General features: G+C 46.6%; 17 protein-coding genes. All 17 read right to left on the reverse strand.

The window, feature by feature from the left end:
• Window positions 1–14: 14 nt before the first annotated feature.
• Window positions 15–1682 carry a phage tail-collar fiber domain-containing protein gene (locus tag MHB46_RS02405; protein ID WP_341161482.1) on the reverse strand — a complete coding sequence of 556 codons (1668 nt, stop codon included), beginning with the start codon at window positions 1680–1682 and terminating at the stop codon, window positions 15–17.
• Window positions 1683–2243, reverse strand: coding sequence for a phage tail protein I (locus tag MHB46_RS02410; protein ID WP_341161483.1), 561 nt, complete (start codon window positions 2241–2243; stop codon window positions 1683–1685).
• Window positions 2236–3366 (reverse strand): baseplate assembly protein, encoded by a 1131-nt coding sequence (locus MHB46_RS02415; protein ID WP_341161484.1) that lies wholly within the window; start codon window positions 3364–3366, stop codon window positions 2236–2238. Before MHB46_RS02415 ends, MHB46_RS02410 begins: the two co-directional genes overlap by 8 nt.
• Window positions 3363–3701, reverse strand: coding sequence for a GPW/gp25 family protein (locus MHB46_RS02420; RefSeq protein ID WP_341161485.1), 339 nt, complete (start codon window positions 3699–3701; stop codon window positions 3363–3365). The genes MHB46_RS02415 and MHB46_RS02420 overlap by 4 nt, the downstream gene beginning before the upstream one ends.
• The gene (locus tag MHB46_RS02425; RefSeq protein WP_341161486.1) at window positions 3698–4099 is read right to left on the reverse strand and encodes a phage tail protein; all 402 of its coding nucleotides are present in this window, start codon (window positions 4097–4099) and stop codon (window positions 3698–3700) included. Before MHB46_RS02425 ends, MHB46_RS02420 begins: the two co-directional genes overlap by 4 nt.
• Window positions 4100–4101: 2 nt before the next feature.
• Window positions 4102–4671, reverse strand: a complete 570-nt coding sequence (locus MHB46_RS02430; protein WP_341161487.1) for a phage baseplate assembly protein V — start codon at window positions 4669–4671, stop codon at window positions 4102–4104.
• 1 nt (window position 4672) lies between these two features.
• Entirely contained in the window at window positions 4673–5803 is a 1131-nt protein-coding gene (locus MHB46_RS02435) for a phage late control D family protein (RefSeq protein ID WP_341163678.1), read from the reverse strand.
• Between the two features lie 2 nt (window positions 5804–5805).
• Entirely contained in the window at window positions 5806–6012 is a 207-nt protein-coding gene (locus MHB46_RS02440) for a tail protein X (RefSeq protein WP_064963706.1), read from the reverse strand.
• A complete protein-coding gene (locus MHB46_RS02445) occupies window positions 6009–7859 on the reverse strand; it encodes a phage tail protein (protein ID WP_341161488.1) in 1851 nt (616 codons plus the stop codon). The genes MHB46_RS02440 and MHB46_RS02445 overlap by 4 nt, the downstream gene beginning before the upstream one ends.
• A gap of 303 nt (window positions 7860–8162) precedes the next feature.
• Window positions 8163–9560, reverse strand: coding sequence for a phage tail tape measure protein (locus tag MHB46_RS02450; RefSeq protein ID WP_341161489.1), 1398 nt, complete (start codon window positions 9558–9560; stop codon window positions 8163–8165).
• A 189-nt stretch (window positions 9561–9749) separates the two neighbouring features.
• Window positions 9750–10106, reverse strand: a complete 357-nt coding sequence (locus tag MHB46_RS02455) for a hypothetical protein (RefSeq protein WP_341161490.1) — start codon at window positions 10104–10106, stop codon at window positions 9750–9752.
• Window positions 10107–10151: 45 nt separating this feature from the next.
• Entirely contained in the window at window positions 10152–10676 is a 525-nt protein-coding gene (locus MHB46_RS02460) for a phage major tail tube protein (protein WP_341161491.1), read from the reverse strand.
• 14 nt (window positions 10677–10690) lie between these two features.
• Window positions 10691–12139 (reverse strand): phage tail sheath family protein, encoded by a 1449-nt coding sequence (locus tag MHB46_RS02465; RefSeq protein WP_341161492.1) that lies wholly within the window; start codon window positions 12137–12139, stop codon window positions 10691–10693.
• On the reverse strand, window positions 12140–12496 hold the full coding sequence (locus MHB46_RS02470; protein ID WP_341161493.1) for a hypothetical protein: 357 nt from the start codon (window positions 12494–12496) through the stop codon (window positions 12140–12142).
• The gene (locus MHB46_RS02475; RefSeq protein WP_341161494.1) at window positions 12486–12956 is read right to left on the reverse strand and encodes a hypothetical protein; all 471 of its coding nucleotides are present in this window, start codon (window positions 12954–12956) and stop codon (window positions 12486–12488) included. Before MHB46_RS02475 ends, MHB46_RS02470 begins: the two co-directional genes overlap by 11 nt.
• A complete protein-coding gene (locus MHB46_RS02480) occupies window positions 12953–13501 on the reverse strand; it encodes a phage tail protein (RefSeq protein WP_341161495.1) in 549 nt (182 codons plus the stop codon). The genes MHB46_RS02475 and MHB46_RS02480 overlap by 4 nt, the downstream gene beginning before the upstream one ends.
• Window positions 13498–13911: a hypothetical protein gene (locus tag MHB46_RS02485; protein ID WP_341161496.1), complete on the reverse strand. Its 414-nt coding sequence runs from the start codon at window positions 13909–13911 to the stop codon at window positions 13498–13500. The genes MHB46_RS02480 and MHB46_RS02485 overlap by 4 nt, the downstream gene beginning before the upstream one ends.
• Window positions 13912–13928 lie beyond the last annotated feature (17 nt).

Genomic DNA, 13928 nt, shown 5'->3' on the forward strand with positions numbered 1-13928 from the left:
TCTTCCTCTCTTTTTTATTCGAACGCCCACCATTCATAGGCGGATATTTTGGCGATTGGAGAACCGCCAGCGTACGCGTCTATTCTGCTGCCGTACAGCTTTACATTAAATCCTTGCATCGGAGGTTCTATATAACCAATGCTTATGGCGTTGTTTCTCCAGCCTTTTGCGCCTCGGTTATCATTAAATACGTTGGAAGTCATCACAAACGCGTCTACCTGATTCGGGTATGTTCCAGCTCCACTAGAGACGTCCGAAAGAACGGCCCTCACAAAAACTCGACGCACGGTAAAAGGTAAAGCGACAGCTACGGTCATTTCTACACTCATCCCCGAGCTAGGCGCTTGGACGCTCTGTCCGTTGAATGTACCAGACGCAAAACGTTTGACGGGTAGATTGGTGATTGCTGCCGCTAGTTCTGCGTGAGTGCTGCTGGCTGATACGTTACCACCTTTGCCGTTAATGGCGCCAGCAACGACACCTTTTCCATCAACGACAGATTGCTTTAAATTTGATATTGCTGTACTCAACACCTCATAGTTACCGTCAGAGTTTCTGAATTCCACCACTGGAGCCTGTAGCCTTATGTTAGAAGCTTCCAATCGAAGAGAGCCACCCGCCGAAGAAGTGCTTCCGCCTTCGGCTATAATCCGGCTGTCATAATCAATGTTGTTTCCGCTCGTATGGAAGTCGAAGAAAGCAGGGCCAGCCCCTGTAACATCTGCGCCAAATTCGACGGCTCTTTCTAGTCTCAAATTCCTTTGGGCGTATGTCTTGTTGGCTAGTTCGCTCCAAGTTGTCCAAACTCCAGCAACTGTCCTTACTCGTTTAAAAATACCACCTGTATCGTCTACGTACACGTGGACAACCGCTAGCCCTTCCGTCACATTTGATATTGCGACAAAAAGGACACCTTTAGGATATGCTCCCGGTGGGCTATGGTCCGTGGCAGGAGTAAAAGAAGACCTGTCAACCCGCCACGCACCCGGAGACAGCAAAAAATTAAAATCATCCATAAAAACCTTGCCTTTATCCGCCATAGAAGCAGTATATAAGTCCGAAAGAGCTTTGCTATTCGGAACGGTTGTGGGCCTTGTATCCTTGAAATTTTCGCTGAGTCTGACGATACCCTTAACCGTAGTCGTTGCGTCCGGCACTTTTACATTAGCAATCTGCGTGTCGGTGTAGTCCTTGGCATTTTTCAATGCGTCGGCTACATCCTGCGGGGTAGCATAAATGATGGTGTCGTCAACAACCACCGTCACCTGTGCAGTGTTGCTTACAGTCAGTTCAAAATTGAATAGCTTCTTTAATACAGCGGAAGTGTTCTGAGCATCAATGTACTCGGCCCCCTCACCGGAATTTGCATAAGCGTATAGGATCTCGCCTAGGTCTGGATCGGTCGCCCATAGCCCTACTTCACGGAAGAAAAAGCCGTTGGGAATGCCTTGGTTACCAAAATCGAATCCAGGTACGACTACATTTTCTGACTGTATTTTCAAACGACTTACTGGAAAAGAAACTTTCTCGTTGATTAGAGCTTTAAGCATAACCGGCAATTGTCCAGAAAGTTTTCCGTCCCCTATTGAAAATTTTGTATACGTAATCTTAGTCATCCCAGCTTCTGCTTTTGCAAGCAGGTTCCGACCGCGATTAGTAATTTCGATTCCATCAAACGCCATTTAATTCACCTGCCTTAAAGTAATAATATCCACTTGTTGTGTACCTACCCCGTAATAGTGCGTCCCCTTTGCGGAATCCAAGACAACAACGCGGCGCAGGTGGGCGCTCTTTCGTTTCACAGACTCGACAACCTCAATGAACTGCTGCGCCTGTTCTTCGGTAGCCTTCGGGTTGGAGACAACAACTTGGAAATACCCAGGATCGTCGCCATACTCCCACCATTCCTCTACCTTGCCATAGCCGAATATAGTCGTCACTAGGTCCTCTACAGCACTCGGTGTGCCCTTGCGACGGTGTAGGGGTATTGATTGCTTGACAAGCTCCCTGCGCTGCTCAAGCGGCAATGTGGAGTCATAGTAATCTACGTGGAACTGCCACGCCAGCTCGTCGGTTTCTTCGTCTGTCCAATCAGTGCGACCAAACAAATTAACCTTCTGGATTTTTGCGGTTAGCTCGTCCATTTTCACATCCAGGGCCATAGCTGCGTCACACACCTGCTTATCTGTCCGCAAGTTATCGGGTAATAGGTCCAACAGGCTTAATTCAGACAGTTTAATCATCGACCAGCCCTCCAAATACCACCGTCGTAGTCCCTTCCTTGGCTACCTGACTTGAATTAAGCTCCAAGAATACAGGTGATCGAATTTCAAGTCGTGAAGCTCCGGCTGCAACAAACATATGCGTTAGCTGAGATGGGTTTATGTCGCGCCCTAATTTTGACTTTTGCCACAGCTTGTATTCAGATGAAGCGGCCTCTACAGCCTTTTGAATACTCGTTACGTCCGTCGCCCTCGATTTGCGGATATAGTAGGTCAAATCAACATCATAACCGACCTCTGTAGGAGCCTGAACGGTAACCTTGTCCGTTAGAGGTCGCCGCTTTCTGTCATCCAACACCGCAAACACCTCGTCAAGAACGGTTTGTGTGGGGATGACCCCACCAGCAAGCAACACGGTAACCACCACCTGCATAGGACTCGGAGAATCCACATGTACGTCTGCTATTGATGCACTGGCAGTTTTGGCCCAATATTCATACGCGCCATCTGGACCCGCTACACTAAACGATTCCGGGGCAATGTGAATCCGCTCGCGGTATGGGTCATTGTCTTCTACGGCAGCTCCGCCCGATGTTTCGGTCAGATTGGTTACAGATGCTACATAAGGGAGTGGGTCAATCAGTGTCGTGAGCTGGCCTGCAATGTATCCATTACCTTCTGTGCCAGACACATTACATTCGGCTGCAGCCGTGACCACAACATCACCGATCGGCACCGAAACGGCCTCCTTGGTAGAAAAATATATGGTCCCGTCCCCCTCAGTCGGACCTATACGGGTCCCTGCGGGGATAATCTGGACATTCGTGAGTGGCGTGGACAGCGTGAACTGAATTAGGGTAATGGCATAATCGGCACCTAAACGCGGTGTTTCTACAAAGGCCCCTAGATGATCTAGCACAGTGCCACGTGCATACCGGAGTAGTTGCCCTTTGGCGACCTGATTCAGCTTAACTTCTTGCTGAACCATTTTGTATGCTATTGCATTTATGAAAATACGCAGCGGATCGGCTGGAGCAAGTTGTCGTTTTGCGATTGATTCGTACAGAGAAATAAGAGAATCCTGCATTGCCTTAACATCCGCCTGGACAAAATCAATATCAGGTAGCTCAGCCAATGTGGTCATTCGTCGCTCACCTCCTGTTCCTCGAAGTAAATGACCGGGATTAACCGCCCGTTGTCAGGGTCGTCCTGCGGATTAACAAACTGTATCTCCTGAATTAAAATCCTTGGTTCATATTCACCGACCAACTCATAAATTTGTGACGTGATAAGTGCCTTGGAGACCTCTGTCGGCTCGTCCAAAGCAGCAGGATCAAATCCAAATTGTCGATTCAAAACAACAGATCCGCGCCATGATGTAAGCAGAGTAAACAGGTTCTGTCGCAATTCTGCCTCTTTGGTAGCTGGTGCAAAATCAATCGGGCGAGCACCGGATAACGTAAGATTGTACTCGCTCATTTGACGTACTCCTTCAGCGTAATGTTAATGGTCCCAGCTAACAGGTTCCCTCGGTTGTCTACGTAACTCCAAGCCTGCTCCAGACCCGTAACAACCCACAGACCAACGCCCAACTTTTTACCGCCTATTGTCAACGCTCCAGCCTTGCCCTTGCGGTCCCATTCCACCAGCTTTTCCATTTCTTTTCGAGGGTTGGTGCCGTGCCAAACAGCGAAATACATGGTAAATGTCACGGTATCCAAACCGGGACCAAGAAACTGAGATTTTGGTTTCCTGAGCATAATTTCATGATCCGCCCATCGGCTTGCACTGGACCGGGTAAGCTCACGGAATGTACGTATAACCTTCGGTGTAACTACAAAAGGAATGTCCCCAAAACTGCCTATTTTAGCTGCCATAATCAACTCCCTCCGATCTCCTGGTTAAGTACCTCAAGCTTGCCTACAACTGTTACATTGCTGTTCATACGAACCTTTGGTGAATCGACAGTGAATGATTTACCGCTTATTTGCACGGTTTCGGCGTTAACACTCACAGTCTTGGCCTGTATAGTCACAGATTCCCCATTTATTTGTACAGACTCCGCTTTAATGTTTACGGCCTTCGCCTGTACGTTCACAGCTCCGACCGCATTGACCACTATGGAGCCTGTATTTCTATCGAAATATGCATAGCTGCCATCCTCGAAGTAGATACCACGTTGGGACTGATCGGCAGGCATATCATAGCTACCGTCATATAGTGCGCCAAGACAAACTCCATCTGGTTTCCCATTCCCGAGAAAAATACACACCACATTGTCGCCCGGCTCTGGCATAGCATTCGAAAGACCCCAGCCAGTCCCAGTTGTTAAAAGTGGTAGCTCTGGGGAAACCATATCGTCCATATCAGGGAAGATTACTCGCACCTTTCCCGTCTCGGTGTCTACACTGGAGACAACCCCGATTCTATTTAAATTTTCATTTGCCATGTCACCACCCCAAAACTTTTCTAATTTCCAGGTTAGTCGTATAGCCAGAGCTGCCGACCGCATGAGTGGCAGAAACGATAATGTACTTACCGTCAAACCTACCAAACCCTTTTATAGTGATGGTCATCCCGGCTGCAAGGCCGACATTACCCATAAGAGACAAAGTAGCTTTACCAGCATCTTTATTCTTCTCCCGCAGACTCTTACGGGCGGCGTTAATCGCCTCAGCCTGCGAGCCTACACTTTGAGACACCTTTAGTATTGGGCCATCTTTTGGAGCATCCGGCGGACGATAAATAACCTTAATCGGCTTTGGCTGCTTCGATTTCTCTTTCTTCTTTTTTGAATCCTTAGAAGTTGATTCAGCAACAGCTTTTGTTGTACTCTTATCATCTTTTTTCTTAGACGTGCTCTTTTTTGCGGCAGGCTGATAACTGACCTCGCAACCTGCATATGCCACGTCCTGAGTAGAGAATGTAAAACCATAGCTGATAATATCTGAAACCCCACGCTCAATTGTCAGCGCAGACGGTTTTTGCTCATAAACGTACTCATCGAACAGGACAAGCTTTTTGCCCGTTACCTTTAAGGCAATACCTTCCTGCTTACACAAATCGTTGAGGAACGCCAAATCAGACACATCCGTTTGATCCTGGCGGTCATACTTCGGGTTCCCATGAGCCTCGTACATCAACGTGAAACCCGCACGCTTGGCGATTTCAGCAGCAATAGACTTGAGCGTCACAGACTCCCAAGCCTTCGTTTTCTTCTCTTGACGTACATTTGTTGTGACAGGAAGAGATACTGCTTTAATACTGACCGTATCAGGCGGCCCGGCAAAGTCAATCGAGTCCACCTCGAACGTGCCACAATTAAGCCGCTTAATTTCCCCAGGCTTATCCCACCCGATCGTCTTTATATAGGCAACTATCCTATCTCCCGCGCTTGGCGACCAAGGGCCTGACCATTTACGCGCCTTATCTTCAAGGTTAATTTGCAAATCGTCCAACGTGCCCGGCTCTGCATCGGTATAAGTAAAATCCAATAAGTAATCGGACAACTCTTTGGTGATGTCCTTGCCGTTGTAGTTAACAACAACTTGGGCACGTCTTGCGTTAATGATATCGTCCATGCTCACACCTTCCACGGAGGCAAGTCAGAGGCGGTTTCTTCAACCACAGAAACGTCCGGCAGTTGCAGAACTGTCCCGGCAGAAAAAACAGAAACGTCGATGTAGTCCAAATTAAGATTCATAATCTGGATCATCAACGTTTCATCACCAAACACTTTATAGGCAATCATGTCCCAGGTATCGCCCTGGATCGTGGTATATTTCGTCATAGGCTTGTCCTCGCATCTTGCCGTTTCATTTGCTTATACTGCTGACGGAAAGAAGGTTCTGCAGCTTTGACCGCCTGCGTCACTACTTCTTTATCCGCATTTCCTTGGATTACAATATTAAAGTTAAGGTTCAAGTTATCGCCGCCACTGCTTGGATTGTAGCCCATAAGTCTATTTGTTTTTTCCAGTAGATTCATGGATCTAGGCTTATTGTTAATAGGAATGGCGGCTTCCCAGCCCGCCTCACCCATGATGGACGGACGGTTGGTAATATCTCCGTCTGCAAGCATTGGAATTTCAGGTATTCCTAAACTTCCTATTGTCTCGCCTCCGAGTAAATCGGGCATAGTGAAACTAAAGCTGTTTACTTTCTGGATGGCTGAATTGATAATTGCGATGACATTGTTAAATGCCGCTTTCACAGCACCTGTGATACTATCCCATATACCGACAGCAACCTCTTTTATACCCTGCCATGCCAGATCCCAATTCCCTGTGAAAACCCCTGTCAAAAAGTCAATTACACCGCCCAGTACATCAATAATTCCGCCGATAACAGGCTTGAGTATATTAATTGCACCTGTCACAGCCGCAGTGATAACAGGCCATGCCCATTTGAATATACCGACCAAACTATCAATTACAGGCGCAATACCTGTGTTGTATATTGCCATAATCAGCCCACCGACCTTGCTAAACAGCGCTCCGATCTTAGGCAACCATGCAGCCAGTACAGAACTGACCTGAGGCAACAAAGTTTTCGTCAAATATCCAAAAACTGACGTAAACACAGGTCCAAGCTTGGAAGAAATAGAAGATGATAGTTTCATAACCAAAGGGATTATCGCATTGAACGCTTGCTTTCCAACCTTCATAAGTGGAACAAGCAGAGAAGTGACAGAATGCAATGCTGGGCCGATCCCAGAGGCAATAGATTCTATTACAGGCGTGATAGATTTGCGAAGATCACTCACACTGTCTACAATCTCTCTAAAATCCAAATCAGTCCCAAATGTGAAGGCCTCTTTAAAATATCCTTTAATATCGCCCATGATCGGCTTGAGACTTGCAACAAATACTTCCGCCTTGCCTCGTATATTATCGAATATATCAACTGCACTATTCGATATTTGAATAGCCTGATCCGGGCTGAATCCAATGGACTGCAAACCTTTATTGATTTGTTGTACTCCTGATATATCACCAGTGCCAATTGTGACGTTGTAAGCTACATCGCCTAATCCTTTAAGAATATCAACATAGGGCTTTAATCCGGACAGTCGATCAGTTATATCAGTAATAGCACCGGATAGCTTGTAGGCATTCTCCTCACTCAGTCCTATTTCCTTACCGATATTGCTTATTCCGACCGCAGCAGTATAATATCCTGTGCTATCCCATGTATTTTGAAGTAACTGTCCAGTCTTCATAATGATTTTACTAACCCAACTCAAACTAGTTCCTACGCTTGAAAAGAATTTGTTAATCATCGGCCCTGTTTGATTAAACCAGTTACTAAATTTATTGAAGGCTGGCAACAGCAGGTTAGAAACAGGAATAATGATCGACGTTAACAACTGCCGACCAATGCCCTTGAAGGCATCCCCCATGCTGCTGTATTTTATTTTCGCCATCTCGTCAATGCTGTTCTTGGTCTTATCGAACTGCTTTTTGACGTTCCCGTATGACTTGATTACGCGAGCTTCCAAATCTTCGGCTTGGGTACCGAATAACTGCACAGAAACAGCATTCTTCAAAACCGGGTCCTTCACAGCTTCGATAGCCTTCACGGTTTTCAGGAATGCTTGCTGTGCTGTCTTCCCGCCTTTTGCGAATGCTGCCGTCATTTCTTTACCGCCGAGCCCTATGGATTTATAGGCTTCTAGTGAGCTTTTGGAACCGTCTTTTGTACGGATACCAAATTCTTTAATTCCATCCCCGACTTTATCACATTATGTTCAGTAAGGTTCGCTACTCCCTTACCCGCCACTAAAGGCAGCTGCATGTTTCCATGCAGATCAGACTATATCAAGAACTCCTAAGAGTCCCCTCCCATTTCCACGCGCTTGCGTGTACTCGGCTTCTCACCGATAGTCGTTGCACGTTCTTGTATAATACAGGCTTCGCTCATGATTTCCCTCGTCTCAACGTTAGGGTTTCCCATGAATTAGAGAGGTTTCGGTATGGCGTCGCCGCCATAAAGCCCTAATAAAAAGGTTGAAGGCCCCTGCATCCAGGCCTGCAGAAAAAATATCGAACATGCCCTCTGCGCTGAATCCTAATTTTGCAAAGTAGGCTGAATATTCATTGGCGCTGTCCAGTAATTCGCCAGACTTGTCCAGCCCCTTCTGTGCACCTTGGGCAAGCAGGTTATACGCCTGTTCCGATGTGATACCAAAGTTTTTCATCATGGTATCGACGGTTTTGATAGATTCATCAACGTCCAGATTTTCGAAGGTGTCTCGAAGGACAATCGCGCCTCGTGCTGATTTTTCAAGTTCTGGACCAGTCTGTTTCAGGACGTTTTTCGCCTTACCGACGACAAGCGCCAAATCGTTCCAGTCCTCGCCTAGCTTCTGATTGTACAGATTCTTGGCAATGTCTTTCATGCCCTTCATCTGCGCTTCTGTCTGCCCTGTACTGGCTTGGATTTGAAGCATGGCCTTCTGGTATTCGTCCGCATATTTAAACGCAAAAAAGCCGCCCGCAGCCACGGCAGCTCCCGCCATCATCCCAGCTCCACCAGCGGCAAGCAATGTACCGCCGCCTCCTGAATCATCTCCGCCAGATCCACCACCGCCACCGCCCGAAGGACCATGAATTCGCTGGATTTCTCTCATTCGCTTCTCTAATTCTTTAATCTGCCTTACATACGCTTCGATATCATTACCGAACTGATTTGAAGGCATGCGAATGCGGGCTATGTCTGCCAGAAGCTTCTTCATTTCTCGCAGATCCGGAATAACAATTTTCAATTCGCTAATCATGTTTTGGAAAACGTCTTTTGGGCCATTTATGCGCTTGATATCTTTAAATTCATTTTCCAGCTTTTTAAGATCTTCTCGGATATCTTTGACGATATCACCTGTAATCCGCATAGATTGAATGACTCGTATTTGCGCCTCAACCGCTTTAGCAGCCGCCATCATCGGTTCGAATACTTTCGCGCCGATCCTCAAATGCCCAAGGGCTTTAAGCTTGTGTTCAAGCCCCTGAACATTAACCTCCAGCGCACGGGTTATATCTCCCGACAAGCGCATGGACTGGAGCCGGGTAAGCTCCGTCTTTACGTCCCTAATGTCGTCCTTTAGGGGCTTAAAGACGTTTTCCCCCACCCGGTTGGCATTAACGCTTTGCAGCTTAGTATTCAGCTGTCCGACTTCTTGCTGTAGATTGTTGATCGCTCCGGTAGGCATTTGGAGGTTTTTCAATTCCTTAAAGCTGTTCTCCAGATTGGTCACCTTTTGAATTGCCTTATCAAACGCGCCAAAAAAGCTCTGGTCCAAATTAGCCGCGAGCTTCATCGCCACATCATATTCGCGTCCCACTGTATCACCGCCCTTTCTTCCGGGCCTTTTCGGCTTCTTCTATCGCCTTTTCTTTTTTTATTGAATATGAGGCAAGAGCATCTTGCCATTTAGATAGATCGCTTATAGGTTGATCTAACCAAAAGTCAATGCTGTTTCGAGTTTCAAGAGAAAGAGACAGAACCATTTCCCTAATATAAGATGCAACGTCTAGGCTTGAAGCGATTGAAGCAAAAAACCTTGTGCCATAACAGCTGCTTTAGAAAAATAGTTTCCAGGTAGTTCAAGTATTAAATCCATAGGAACGCTTGCCGCTTCTGCACACACAGCAGCTTGGAATTCCATCGACATTGCTTTAACTGGAGTCTTCATATCCTCAAGATCAAGTCTTTTAGTAAGTGCAATCAACTTACGACCATTGATTTTATTAAAGTCGAATTTCAATTCCGTGTATGGTTCGCCTTCAAAGCTCCAAGGTTTATCAAATTTAAGCGTATATTGTGATGGGTCCTCTACTACTGCTTCCACTGTTTTCTTTTCGTTTCCTTTTGTTGTATCTACTGACATGTTAGATCCCTCCATAATTTAAACCGGGCAAACGCCCGGAAATGATTAATTTCCAAGCGCCTGACGGATTTTTGCGTAGTAATCGACACCGTTGATAACACAAACAGAGTTGTATTTATCAATTTCCACCTTGACCGCTCCATTAAGCGTGATCTTGATATAGGTCACTTCAAATTCCACGGAATTATCACTGGTCGCCCCTGGTTCCAAGCTGCCCAAAGACATTGTTTTGGGATTACCGCGAAATGACACCTTGTATGGCACAACATCCAACTGCCCGGTTAAACGGTTCTGGATCTGGATAGCTGCCCGCAGATCTATAGCGTGGATTTCTTGAGCAAAAAGGGAATAATAACTTTCTTCGTGAGTCCTGAAATTCAGGGTAGTAGACATGGCATCAAATTGGGCCATAGTCGGAGTATTGACAGTACCGTTAATACCCCCGCCCGTCACGTCCTCAGCTAGTAATGTGATTTCGGGAAGGTCTACGGTTGTAGTCCCCAAATACTCCGAACCATTACGGTAAGCCTCATATTGTATCGTCCGTTGACTGATCTGCTCTTTAGCCAATGTTCAAACCTCCTTTAAGCTGCGAATAACGATGCAAAGTAAGAAGCATCGTATTCCAGTACAAAATCAATATCCTGACCCGGAGACGGCGGGGTGATGTACACATGAAATTTCATTTTGCCATCAATCAGATTTTCTATTGGGTTTTCCGAAGCGTTAAATTCAACACGTCCACCCAGCAAGTAACCAGCAGCTACCAGACCATTGATCCAGACGTTCACTGAATCAGTGATTGCCTCGATCATCTTTTTATTGGTTGGATCATCAAGGTACTTCCAGTAGGTTAGAGTCAACGTATTACCAACCCAGTTGAACATACGGCGTACCGGGATAAAGCTAGATTGCGGGTCTTTAGCATCCGGGTAAACACCTGTCCGGTTGCCCCAAACCACAAATCCCTCAACAAAATTGAGTGCTGTTACGATCCCTTGCGCATTAAGATACTGTGCTTGCTGTGGACCAAGTAAAAAATCACGATCATCCAACGCGGTGCCATCTATATTGGCCGCAGTATTGGACGGTGATGTAGACGGGATACCCTGATTTTCAACGTCTGATTTGACCGTCGCCGCTGCCACAACCGTAGACATGTGATATTTCAAACCGTCCTTGGTAGCTAGCGGATAGGTGTTAATCTGTTGTGGGTCCGTATAGGCATTGTCCTTCTTCCACTTTGCAATCTCGGTATATACAACGTTGGATGGCATGTCAGTCAGCGCAGTTGCTTTGAAATGACCACCATTCAAGGAATTTGCTTTTGCAACCATAATCGCACCGACCACAGGATTATGTGAAAACCCCGGTGCAGCAATTAGGCCGGGGACAATTCGGAACAGTGGGAAAATTTGATCCAGCAATTCCAGCCCTGTAGCAATGCCAGTATCTACATCCATACCGCCGATAATATCCGCAGGGGTGACTTTGCTTTGGTCCAGTTTGCTGTAACCAACTTTGACCTTTGCACCAGATGCCAGCGCGCCGGAAGCGATACGAGATACCACCAAATGCCCAGCATCGTTAAAGGAAAGAGCGTAATCGGTGCCTAGTATATATGTGGTCGCACCATCATCAGATGTGACCAGCACAGAAGTTTTAATGATCCCCTGCACCGCAACCGTAAGCGTGCCATTAACCAACGTATAAGAAGCCGCCGTGACTGAGGTTGCATGCTTCACAGGGTCCAGAACGTTAATAAAAACGACTGGTGATTGTTTCGAAATTTTAAAATGGAAATGCATGAATTCAGCAAGGGTAAAATCATCCCAGTTGTCCGAATATCCGAACGCAGAAACTGCGTCGGCCCACGATTCACACAGAATCGGCTTATTCACTGGTGCAGCATCAAGCGTACTAAGATTGATCGGAGCTGTACCGAATACAACTGGTAATGTGACGTTGAGCCGCACAGGGGTAATGACAGATGCGGGCTGCTCAGTGATAAATACACCATGACGTTCAGCCACTTAAATTCCTCCTTTTTGGATCGCATCCACCACGGCGGCATAAGCGATGTTATGAGTAGTTCCCGGCTGCTCCATCGCCACTTTAGCGGCTGACAGGTCAGTAACTGGAACAAACAGTTCAGTGATTGCAGGGACTTTATCTGAAATATCGCTCAGATATGCTGGGAACCCGCCCAGTGAAATAAAATACTTCGCCAGTCTTCCGCCCGGAAGATTAGGGCCAATGTAAATAAGTTGTTCCCGTTCGGCTGCTTGGGATGGCTGAGCAGGTACCACAGGCGAAACGTCTTTCTTATCTTTTACAGGCGGCTTTTCCGCCTGTTTAACGTCTTGAGTTTCTGTTTTTTCAGTAGTCAATCTGAACACCCTCTCTTATAGCAGGAATGATCCAACTCATGTCCACATAGCCGAAAAAGTAAGGATACATATCCTCTTCCTCGAATAAGGAACACGTCAATTGGGGTTCCAAAATAAATTGTCTGTCCAACGTTCGGCTGGTAAGAAAGTGCTGTCTGATACGCTGTGTGATATTAAGGACAGTATCTTCACCGCGCATGTCCAGCCCTTCATCAATAATTCCAACGCTCAACATAATGGCGCACGTTGAGTTTTCGGTGTCCGAAACATCGACAACATCACCCACACGAACAAGAATGAACGGGTAATGATCGTCATCATCTTCTTGGCTTTTTGCAGGCAGGTTTTGCGCATAAATGTTTAGTTTGGACAACTCACCACGTGCATTCAGGTATGCTGAGTCAGCAAAAAGACGCTCCAGTTCTTTGACCAAAGCGTCTCTAAGCATAAATGGGGTCATGGTTTCAACTCCCTATCCAGTTCGTGCATAATACGTTCTTCAAATGTTTCTCGGGCTTTCTGCTCAACAGGAGTACGCACCTTTTGCTGATTGAACATTTCTGGAGCTGGGGGACCATACAGGCGGCGAATAGGCAGCCTCTTTTTTCCTTCACGGGCGAAAATCTTTACTCCGTTTTTGTCTGCCACAAACGCGCCCTTTATCCCCTTTACCGCTCCCTCTTTTTTAACAGCCGCCTTCAAAACTTTAGGTCGCTTTCCCGTTGCTCGTTTAGGGTTGAACTTGTATTTATCCAGTCCAGTTCCCCGGCTGGTCGAACGCACCACGCTTGAAGTAGATGAAGCGCTGGCCTTGGTGGTTGACAATGTTTTGTTTACATCGCCTGATTTGATCACATATTCCTTAGCGATTTCTTTTTTTACATTGGTCCGTGCATTAGATGCAACACGGTTCATCGCTCGGGACACAACCACTTTAGCCTGAACTTTGACTTTCTCATAGCGCTTTTTCATGGTTCCCAGCTCTTTGGCATCGATGCGAATCATGATCCTTTACGCCCCAACGTGACGGTAACCATATTCTCGTCATCTTGGATATCTGTCACCGTATAGGTGCGTTCGTCGAACCTAATTTTGCTTTGCAGGGCCGGAAGCCTGCCAAAGTTCAGCAGGAAGTCGGCACGCTGAGCATAAAACAAAAGATCGGCATCGTAAACGCCATCTGTTGGATTCGAGGCGCTACTTTTCCGATTTCTCAGTTCATCATCATCAACAATAACCAACATTTTGACAGGCGGTTCAGGTGTGACAGGCAGTCCGTTTTTCGGCGGACTCATAAAGGCGATTTCATGCCAGTCGGCAAACTCACGTTCATTCAAGAAAACGGACTTCACATCCCGCTCGATCTGATCCTTAAAACTGAACGGTTTTATCAATTCAGTTTGAATATCGCTCATGACGCGCCTCCTAACCC

Origin of the sequence: Paenibacillus sp. FSL H7-0703 (assembly GCF_038003485.1) — a bacterium.
GTDB classification, from domain to species: Bacteria; Bacillota; Bacilli; order Paenibacillales; family Paenibacillaceae; genus Paenibacillus; species Paenibacillus polymyxa_B.

What these genes read in the sequence shown, in the direction of transcription:
- MHB46_RS02445 (WP_341161488.1), bottom strand. Translation starts at nt 7,859, where the DNA reads ATGACGGCAGCATTCGCAAAAGGCGGGAAGACAGCACAGCAAGCATTC.
- MHB46_RS02415 (WP_341161484.1), bottom strand. Translation starts at nt 3,366, where the DNA reads ATGACCACATTGGCTGAGCTACCTGATATTGATTTTGTCCAGGCGGAT.
- MHB46_RS02410 (WP_341161483.1), bottom strand. Translation starts at nt 2,243, where the DNA reads ATGATTAAACTGTCTGAATTAAGCCTGTTGGACCTATTACCCGATAAC.
- MHB46_RS02430 (WP_341161487.1), bottom strand. Translation starts at nt 4,671, where the DNA reads ATGGCAAATGAAAATTTAAATAGAATCGGGGTTGTCTCCAGTGTAGAC.
- MHB46_RS02420 (WP_341161485.1), bottom strand. Translation starts at nt 3,701, where the DNA reads ATGAGCGAGTACAATCTTACGTTATCCGGTGCTCGCCCGATTGATTTT.
- MHB46_RS02425 (WP_341161486.1), bottom strand. Translation starts at nt 4,099, where the DNA reads ATGGCAGCTAAAATAGGCAGTTTTGGGGACATTCCTTTTGTAGTTACA.
- MHB46_RS02480 (WP_341161495.1), bottom strand. Translation starts at nt 13,501, where the DNA reads ATGATTCGCATCGATGCCAAAGAGCTGGGAACCATGAAAAAGCGCTAT.
- MHB46_RS02455 (WP_341161490.1), bottom strand. Translation starts at nt 10,106, where the DNA reads ATGTCAGTAGATACAACAAAAGGAAACGAAAAGAAAACAGTGGAAGCA.
- MHB46_RS02485 (WP_341161496.1), bottom strand. Translation starts at nt 13,911, where the DNA reads ATGAGCGATATTCAAACTGAATTGATAAAACCGTTCAGTTTTAAGGAT.
- MHB46_RS02440 (WP_064963706.1), bottom strand. Translation starts at nt 6,012, where the DNA reads ATGACGAAATATACCACGATCCAGGGCGATACCTGGGACATGATTGCC.
- MHB46_RS02435 (WP_341163678.1), bottom strand. Translation starts at nt 5,803, where the DNA reads ATGGACGATATCATTAACGCAAGACGTGCCCAAGTTGTTGTTAACTAC.
- MHB46_RS02475 (WP_341161494.1), bottom strand. Translation starts at nt 12,956, where the DNA reads ATGACCCCATTTATGCTTAGAGACGCTTTGGTCAAAGAACTGGAGCGT.
- MHB46_RS02405 (WP_341161482.1), bottom strand. Translation starts at nt 1,682, where the DNA reads ATGGCGTTTGATGGAATCGAAATTACTAATCGCGGTCGGAACCTGCTT.